This is a genomic window from Bacteroides sp. RTP31139st1_H2_RTP31139_211217, assembly GCF_040227615.1.
GTDB lineage: Bacteria > Bacteroidota > Bacteroidia > Bacteroidales > Bacteroidaceae > Bacteroides > Bacteroides uniformis.
In genome coordinates, this window is the sequence record NZ_JBCNZM010000194.1 from 1 (window position 1) to 7,677 (window position 7,677).

5 protein-coding genes and 1 pseudogene are annotated in these 7,677 nt (G+C 41.7%); 5 read left to right on the forward strand and 1 reads right to left on the reverse strand.

What is annotated here, in order from left to right; genetic code table 11:
• Positions 1-84: 84 nt before the first annotated feature.
• The gene (locus tag ABUA47_RS21310) at positions 85-1,149 is read right to left on the reverse strand and encodes a hypothetical protein (protein ID WP_349832015.1); all 1,065 of its coding nucleotides are present in this window, start codon (positions 1,147-1,149) and stop codon (positions 85-87) included.
• Positions 1,150-1,379: 230 nt separating this feature from the next.
• Here ABUA47_RS21310 and ABUA47_RS21315 point away from each other — a divergent pair, with 230 nt between their 5' ends.
• The 5 genes and pseudogenes from ABUA47_RS21315 to ABUA47_RS21335 form a co-directional block, all read left to right on the forward strand.
• On the forward strand, positions 1,380-2,384 hold the full coding sequence (locus ABUA47_RS21315; RefSeq protein ID WP_005824684.1) for a LacI family DNA-binding transcriptional regulator: 1,005 nt from the start codon (positions 1,380-1,382) through the stop codon (positions 2,382-2,384).
• A gap of 77 nt (positions 2,385-2,461) precedes the next feature.
• The gene (locus ABUA47_RS21320) at positions 2,462-4,249 is read left to right on the forward strand and encodes an L-fucose isomerase (protein ID WP_349824538.1); all 1,788 of its coding nucleotides are present in this window, start codon (positions 2,462-2,464) and stop codon (positions 4,247-4,249) included.
• 14 nt (positions 4,250-4,263) lie between these two features.
• Positions 4,264-5,487, forward strand: a complete 1,224-nt coding sequence (locus ABUA47_RS21325; protein ID WP_008662244.1) for a DUF6786 family protein — start codon at positions 4,264-4,266, stop codon at positions 5,485-5,487.
• A gap of 25 nt (positions 5,488-5,512) precedes the next feature.
• Positions 5,513-6,943 carry an L-fucose:H+ symporter permease gene (gene fucP, locus ABUA47_RS21330; protein WP_009037507.1) on the forward strand — a complete coding sequence of 477 codons (1,431 nt, stop codon included), beginning with the start codon at positions 5,513-5,515 and terminating at the stop codon, positions 6,941-6,943.
• An 11-nt stretch (positions 6,944-6,954) separates the two neighbouring features.
• Positions 6,955-7,677 (forward strand): annotated as a pseudogene (locus tag ABUA47_RS21335) (ribulokinase); the annotation flags it as partial.

The following is a 7,677-nucleotide window of genomic DNA, read 5'->3' on the forward strand; positions in this document are numbered from 1 at the left end:
AAGCTTTCGTTTTGAAGTCATAATAGTAACACATTTATTAGTTTGTAAATGTGTCTACCTATATCAGGATAAGACAGTCCGTTCTTATTTCATAATGTGGTTTATTAATTCTTCCGGTGAAAGAGGTGTGATACCAAAAATATAGCTTTGACCAGACTGAAATGGTTCAGTCAGTTCAAAGTTCTCATAAGCGATACCACCAGGTATCGGAGATTTACTTGCCCAATAAGAATAACGACCAATCACAACTCCTTCTAACTCATTACTTGGATTGGAACAATACCAATATTGCGTTGCTTTTTTACCAGTATATTTCCAATGTGTATGTGTATCTTCAGCATATACAGCTTTTGTAGGGTCTTTCTCATCAGGTGACGCTATAAACCATACACCTCCATTTTTATCTTTTATCATTTCTGCCACTGGAGTATGGTTATGTTCTGTGAAATTAGAATCTTTATAGCTCGGCCATAATTGGCCGGCTTCTTTCGTTTTACCATCTGCGAGATGTAATGTCCTAAGTCTTGCTTTGTTTCCCATAGTAGCTGTGAGTATAAAACGATTTAGCTCATCTGATTCTTCCGTGGTATACGTAGTTAATTCAAACTCATAAGGCTTTCCTTCTGTGAATTTAGTCCGGACATAAATATCCGCACCATTATCAAAAGTTTCACAAAAGAAATACACAGTAAGTGTTTCAACTCCATTTTCCTTTGCTATTACTCCGTGAGCTGGATAATATTGATTTGGGAATGAGGGAGCTTCAGGAGTATTCCCACTCCAAAAACGTTTTCCACGAACATTATCAAGTTGACTCCATTCCAATTCTGAGAGCCCCCTATTATTTTTTGCTTTATCAATTGGTTCAAAAGCAATGAAATTGGTAACAACAAATTCATCATGTTCTAAATAAGGTGTATAGATACGAATTAGCCCACGTGGACCTCCTAATGGAGCAATTCCTATTCGGATACCATTTGCAAATCCCCAAATGGGTTGTGCTTTTGTATTTTGAGCAGGTTGTAACCATATTCCATTTTTTTCCGGAGTTGCTAAAGTTTCCGGAGCTATTTGTAGGTTAGTCTGTCCATAAAGGTAGTGTATTCTGCATGCAAAGAATAAAAGTGTAAATAGAATCTTGGTTTTCATGATTTTAAAAGTTTAAAATTAATTTTTATGTGTCGTTTATGGTAGTTCATATCGTTTTTAGCATGATTTGATACTGCAAATATAAAAATGTTATAACGAATTAGCAAAATAATTTGCAGATTTAATTTTTATGTTTATATTTGCATCGTGAGAATACGATAAGTGCTACTGATTCAAGAGGTAACCTAAAAGTATAATACTATTATATAGCAAAAACGTTACACAAATATATGTCGTCACTAAAAAAAATATCGCTGAAGGATATTGCTGAAGCTGCAGGCGTTTCAACAGCATTGGTTTCGTTCGTTTTGAATGGGAAAAAGAAAGAGTATCGCGTGGGAGAAGAAACTGCCCAACGCATATTGAAAATTGCCAATGAAATGAACTACCAGCCTAATCTTGCGGCCAAAAGTCTTCGTAGTGGCAAAACAAAAACAATAGGATTAGTGGTTTCTGATATTTCCAACCCATTTTTCTCTCAATTAGCGCGTGTATTGGAAGATGAGGCAACCAAACGGGGATATACCGTACTTTTTGGAAGTTCAGATGAGGATAAGGATAAGATGACCCGTGTTGTTAGTAACCTTATTAATAAAGGGGTAGATGGACTCATCATTGTTCCTTGTGACAATTCTGAGAAATCCATCGCTTCACTTGTGAACAATAATATCCCTATTGTTTTGTTCGACCGCTATTTTCCGGAAATCAATGTCAGCTATGTGGCGTTGAATAACTTCAATGCTTCCTATATATCAACCAAACATCTTTTGAATGCAGGCTATAACGCTCCTTGTATGGTGGCTTATGATGTCAACCTTATCCATATGAAAGAGCGTATCCGTGGTTATAAAAAGGCTATGGATGAAGCCGGTAAGAGAAACTTGGCTAACGTGGTCTTTTTGAGGCAGGATGCTCCCAGAAAGTCCGCAGACCGTTTGTTGCCTAAAATGATTGATGGCGGTGTAGACGCTTTTCTTTTTGCCACCAACATGATTTCATTGGCTTGTTTATATACAATAAAGGACATGGGAGAGGGAATTATTGGTAAAATAGGTTTAGTGGGTTTTGACGGTAATCCGGTATTTGACTTTTTTGATGCCCCTATATCCTATATTCAGCAGCCTATAGATGTTTTAGTACAGAAAGCACTTGAAATACTGATAGATATCATTATTAACGGTAATACAGTGCAGTCTGTGCTTGCCGAGGGAGAATTTATTGAAATGGCTCCTTAGGAGAGCTGTTTTTTTTACATGATAGCTTAATCGATTTAGTTAATTTTTATATTAATCTCAATAAAATCAGTTGAACCATGAGAAATTCAAGATTAATCGGTGGAAAGCCGAAAATTGGTATCAGACCTATTATTGACGGTCGTCGTGGAGGTATCCGTGAGTCATTGGAGGATATGACTATGGCCATGGCCCATAAAGTGGCCGAGCTTTATTCTTCTGTCTTACGTCATAGTGACGGCACTTCCGTAGAGTGCGTCATTGCAGATACAACTATTGGTGGAGTGGCTGAAGCTGCCATGGCGGCTGAAAAATTCCGTAATAGTGGAGTCGGTGTTGTACTTTCTGTAACTCCTTGCTGGTGTTATGGATTCGAAACTATTGATATGGACGGAGAAATGCCAAAAGCCATCTGGGGCTTTAATGGTACAGAACGTCCGGGTGCGGTTTACCTGGCTTCAGCATTGGCAAGCCATACACAGAAGGGATTGCCTACTTTTGGCATTTACGGACGTGATGTACAGGAGGTGACCAATATGGAGATACCGGAAGATGTACAGGAAAAATTGTTGCGTTTTGCCCGTGCAGGTATAGCTGTGGCTACAATGAAGGGGAAATCCTATCTTTCAATCGGCAGTGTATCCATGGGCATTGCAGGCTCTATTCCCAATCCTGATTTCTTCCAGGAGTATTTGGGCATGCGTAATGAGTATGTGGATGCCAGTGAGATAGAACGTCGTGTTCAGCTGGGCATTTATGACCATGAAGAGTTCGCACGTGCCATGGCATGGACAGAAAAGTATTGCAAGAGTAATGAAGGGACAGACTTTAATCCGGAACATCTAGTATATTCCCGTGAAGAGAAAGATGCCCGTTGGGAATATGTGGTAAAAATGACCCTTATTTTCCGTGATATGATGATTGGCAATCCGAAATTGGCTGAAATGGGGTTCAAGGAAGAGTCAATGGGACACAATGCGATTGCCGCGGGTTTCCAGGGACAGCGCCAGTGGACGGATTATAAGCCTGACGGTGATTTTTCAGAAGCTATACTGAATACTTCTTTCGATTGGAACGGTATCCGTGAAGCGTTTACTTTCGCTACGGAAAATGATACGCTGAATTGTACTTCAATGCTCTTCAATCATCTATTGACCAATACTGCACAGATATTTGCGGATGTGCGTACTTATTGGAGTCCGAATGCCATAGAACGGGTAACGGGTAAGAAATTGGAAGGTAAGGCGGCAAACGGTTTCATTCACCTGATCAACTCAGGCTCCTGTACGCTTGATGGGACAGGCTGCCAGACACGTGACAATAAACCGGTAATGAAGCCTTTCTGGGAAATTACGGAAGAGGAAGTGGAAGCTTGTCTTTCTGCGACCAAGTGGCATCCGGCCAGTCGCGAATATATGCGTGGCGGTGGTTATTCTTCCCAGTTCCTGACCCGTGGTGAAATGCCGGTAACAATGTGCCGTCTGAATCTCGTAAAAGGTCAAGGTCCGGTATTACAGATTGCCGAAGGCTGGACAGTAAACTTGGATAAGGATGTCTTCAAGGCCATCAATGAACGTACTGACCGTACATGGCCTTCCACTTTCTTCGCTCCACGTCTGACAGGTAAGGGATATTTCCGTGATGTATATACCGTTATGAATAACTGGGGGGCTAACCATGGCGCTATCAGTTATGGCCATATCGGTGCTGACTTGATTACTCTGGCTTCCATGCTTCGTATCCCGGTATGCATGCACAATGTTTCTGAGGAAAATATTTTCCGTCCCAGTGCATGGACTGCTTTTGGCGAGGATATGGAAGGCAGTGACTATAGAGCTTGCAAGAATTATGGACCTCTCTATAAATAAAGGAAACAGGCGTTATGTTGAAATCAACCAAACTGAAAAACACTCTGCTGGTAGGTGCAACTGCAATACTTGTATCATGCGGCGGACAAAAAGAAATCAAGATGGGAAGTTATGCTTATGATGCCCAGTTCTTAAAGGACCACGGCATTGAATATACTGAATTGGTATCTGCTGATGGGAATTCTAAAGTGATGGTTATTCCTGCATGGCAAGGCCGTGTAATGACTACTTCTGCTTCCGGCGATGAAGGTGATAGTTACGGCTGGATTAATTATCGTTTCATAAATGAAGGCAAAGTCAGTTCTCAATTTAATCCGGTAGGAGGTGAGGAACGCTTCTGGCTTGGTCCGGAAGGTGGTCCGTTCTCACTTTATTTTAAGGAAGGACAAGAGCAGGTTTATGATAATTGGATAGTTCCTCCGGTACTTGATACTGAAGCTTTTGACATAAAGTCGCAAGACAACAGTAGTATCCGTTTTGTGAAAGATACTCGTTTGACAAATGCTTCCGGTACTACTTTTGATATGAATATTGACCGTACTGTATCGTTGATGGATGCCGGTGAAGTGGCTGCCGATTTTAATATCCAGCTTACAAATGATATGAAAATTGTAGCTTACAAGAGCGAGAATAAGATTACCAATACAGGTGACAAGGCATGGACAAAAGAGGGTGGTCTTGTATCTGTGTGGATGCTCGGCTGTTTTAATCCTACACCGACCACTACTGTATTCATTCCTTATAAGCAAGATGCGGAAGGAACAATTGTGAATGATGAATATTTCGGTAAGATACCGGCGGATAGGCTGATAAAGGAAAATGGTATTATCTATTTCAAGATTGACGGGCTCTATCGTTCCAAGCTGGGATTGCCGGCTTCACGGGCAACGGATATTTGCGGAAGTTATGATTCATCGAAAGGCGTACTCACAATCCTGTGGTGTAGTCTTCCCGAAACTCCTTCAGTCTACGTAAATGGCCAATGGGGACCTCAGGAAGATCCGTTTGCCGGCGATGTAATCAACTCTTATAATGACGGTCCGGTAGAAGACGGTTCTATAATGGGACCTTTCTATGAAATTGAAACGTCTTCTCCTGGTGCGGAGCTGGCTCCCGGTGCCTCATTGGTCCATACGCAAAAGGTGATTCATATACAGGGTAAGGATGAACAATTGGTTCCTATCGTGCAAGATTTATTTGGAGCAGATTTGAATGTAATAAAAACAAAGTTTCAATAGGGTAACTATATAATGGAGAATTCGTATGGAATCAAATAAAATAATACCGAAAGGAATCCTCTTCCCATTCATTCTGCTCACTACTCTTTTCTTTGCCTGGGCTGTGCCGAATAATCTGACAGATACCATGCTTGCAGCTTTCAAGCGCATCATGAGTATGAGTGATTCAAAAACAGCCTGGATACAGGTAGTGTGCTATTTGTTGGGATATGGATGTTGTGCTGTTCCCGGTGCCTTGTTTATCAAGAAATACACTTATAAATCAGGCGTGATGCTGGGGCTTGGTCTATATGCATTTGGGGCTTTACTGTTCTATCCTGCCATGCTTAGCTCGGGAGTGAATGTTGATTTCAGCTTCTTTATGTATCTGCTGGCAATCTTTGTTCTCTTTGCCGGACTTTCAGTTCTGGAGACGTCTACTAATTCTTATGTATTGGCAATCGGTCCTGAAAGTACCGCGACACGCCGTTTGAATCTGTCTCAGGCCTTCAATCCGTTCGGAGCGATTACGGGAGTGGTGATCAGTCAGATTTTCATCCTCTCACAACTGAATGGAATGACGGCGACAGAGCGTGCCCAACTTCCGGCTGAGGAACTGGCCGCCATCCAGGGGCAGGAATTGAATGCTGTTACTACTGCTTATGTGGTACTTGGTCTGGTGATGTTGGTGCTCTTGCTTGCCATCCGGCTTACCAAAATGCCTAATCTTAGTGAAAAAGGTGAAAAAATAGAGTTTGGTGCCACTCTTCGTCGTCTTATAAAGAATAAGAATTATGTATGGGGTGTAATAGCACAATTTTTCAATATTGGTGCACAGATAGCCGTATGGTCATTCGTGATCCGTTATGCTATGGTACAGCTGAATTTTGACGGTGTATTGGCTTCTTTAGGAGATTCTGCTTCTGCAGATGCTGTTGTAAATGCATTACGGGGAGTGGAACCGGTAGCTGCCGCATTCTATAATTGTTGTGAATGGCTTGGATTGAATGATTTGCTGCCACGTACAGCAGAACAGGCTGCAGCTACTTACTATATCATGTCACTTATTCTCTTTGTAGTAATGAGATTCGTATGTACTGCCATGATGAAATATGTGAAAGCTTATAAACTCTTGATAGGACTTGCGCTTCTTGCTGTAATGTGTTGTTTGGGTGCCATGTTCGGCAAGGGCAGTTTCGGCGTCTATTGCCTGATGGGTATTTCCGGATGTATGTCATTGATGTTCCCGACCATTTATGGTTTTGGTCTTACAGGTTTGGGGGATGATACTAAAATCGGCGGTTCATTCATGGTAATGGCTATTGCCGGTGCTGCCGTTCTGACCCAAATTCAGGGTATTGTCTCCGACCAGACAGGTAGTATTATGGCTGCATATGCTGTACCGGCCGTTGCTTTTGCAGTGATTGCCTATTATGGGTTCTTCATTGCAAGAAAACAAGAGTTAACAACCAAATAATGCTTTAAACTATGGAATCAAACAAGAAATACGTTATTGGTCTTGATTTTGGTACGGATTCTTGTCGTGCACTGGTAGTGGATACATATACTGGCCGTGAAATGGCTACGGGGGTAAGTTTTTACCCCCGTTGGAAAGCGGGGCTTTACTGCGATGCACACAACAATCGCTATCGCCAACATCCATTGGATTATATTGAATCCATGACAGAGGCTGTACATATAGCCTTATCTGATTTGAAGGAAGAAGAGATTGCTTCTATTTGTGGATTATGTTTTGACACAACTGGTAGTACTCCTGCTTTAACTGATAGGGCAGGAATGCCATTAGCTTTATGTCCCGAGTTTGCAGAAGAACCGGATGCTATGTTTATTCTTTGGAAAGATCATACAGCTGTTCGAGAAGCTGAGCAAATCAACGCACTGATTAATAAACGTAACCTTGATTATTTACTTTATGAAGGTGGTACTTATTCATCAGAATGGGTATGGTCAAAGGTTTTACATATTATCAACACAAACGTCGCTATAAAGGATGCTGCTTATGCTTGGGTAGAACATTGTGATTGGATGACTGGATTAGTAACTGGTAACACTATTCCGGAACAGATCTTTCGTAGCCGTTGTGCTGCTGGACATAAAGCAATGTGGCATGCCAGTTGGGGTCTTCCTTCCGGCGAAGTTCTCGAAGAACTTAATCCGGCCTTGAAGGAAATGCTCCCCCATCTGTTCACA

What these genes read in the sequence shown, in the direction of transcription:
- ABUA47_RS21310 (WP_349832015.1), bottom strand. Translation starts at nt 1,149, where the DNA reads ATGAAAACCAAGATTCTATTTACACTTTTATTCTTTGCATGCAGAATA.
- ABUA47_RS21315 (WP_005824684.1), top strand. Translation starts at nt 1,380, where the DNA reads ATGTCGTCACTAAAAAAAATATCGCTGAAGGATATTGCTGAAGCTGCA.
- ABUA47_RS21320 (WP_349824538.1), top strand. Translation starts at nt 2,462, where the DNA reads ATGAGAAATTCAAGATTAATCGGTGGAAAGCCGAAAATTGGTATCAGA.
- ABUA47_RS21325 (WP_008662244.1), top strand. Translation starts at nt 4,264, where the DNA reads ATGTTGAAATCAACCAAACTGAAAAACACTCTGCTGGTAGGTGCAACT.
- fucP (WP_009037507.1), top strand. Translation starts at nt 5,513, where the DNA reads ATGGAATCAAATAAAATAATACCGAAAGGAATCCTCTTCCCATTCATT.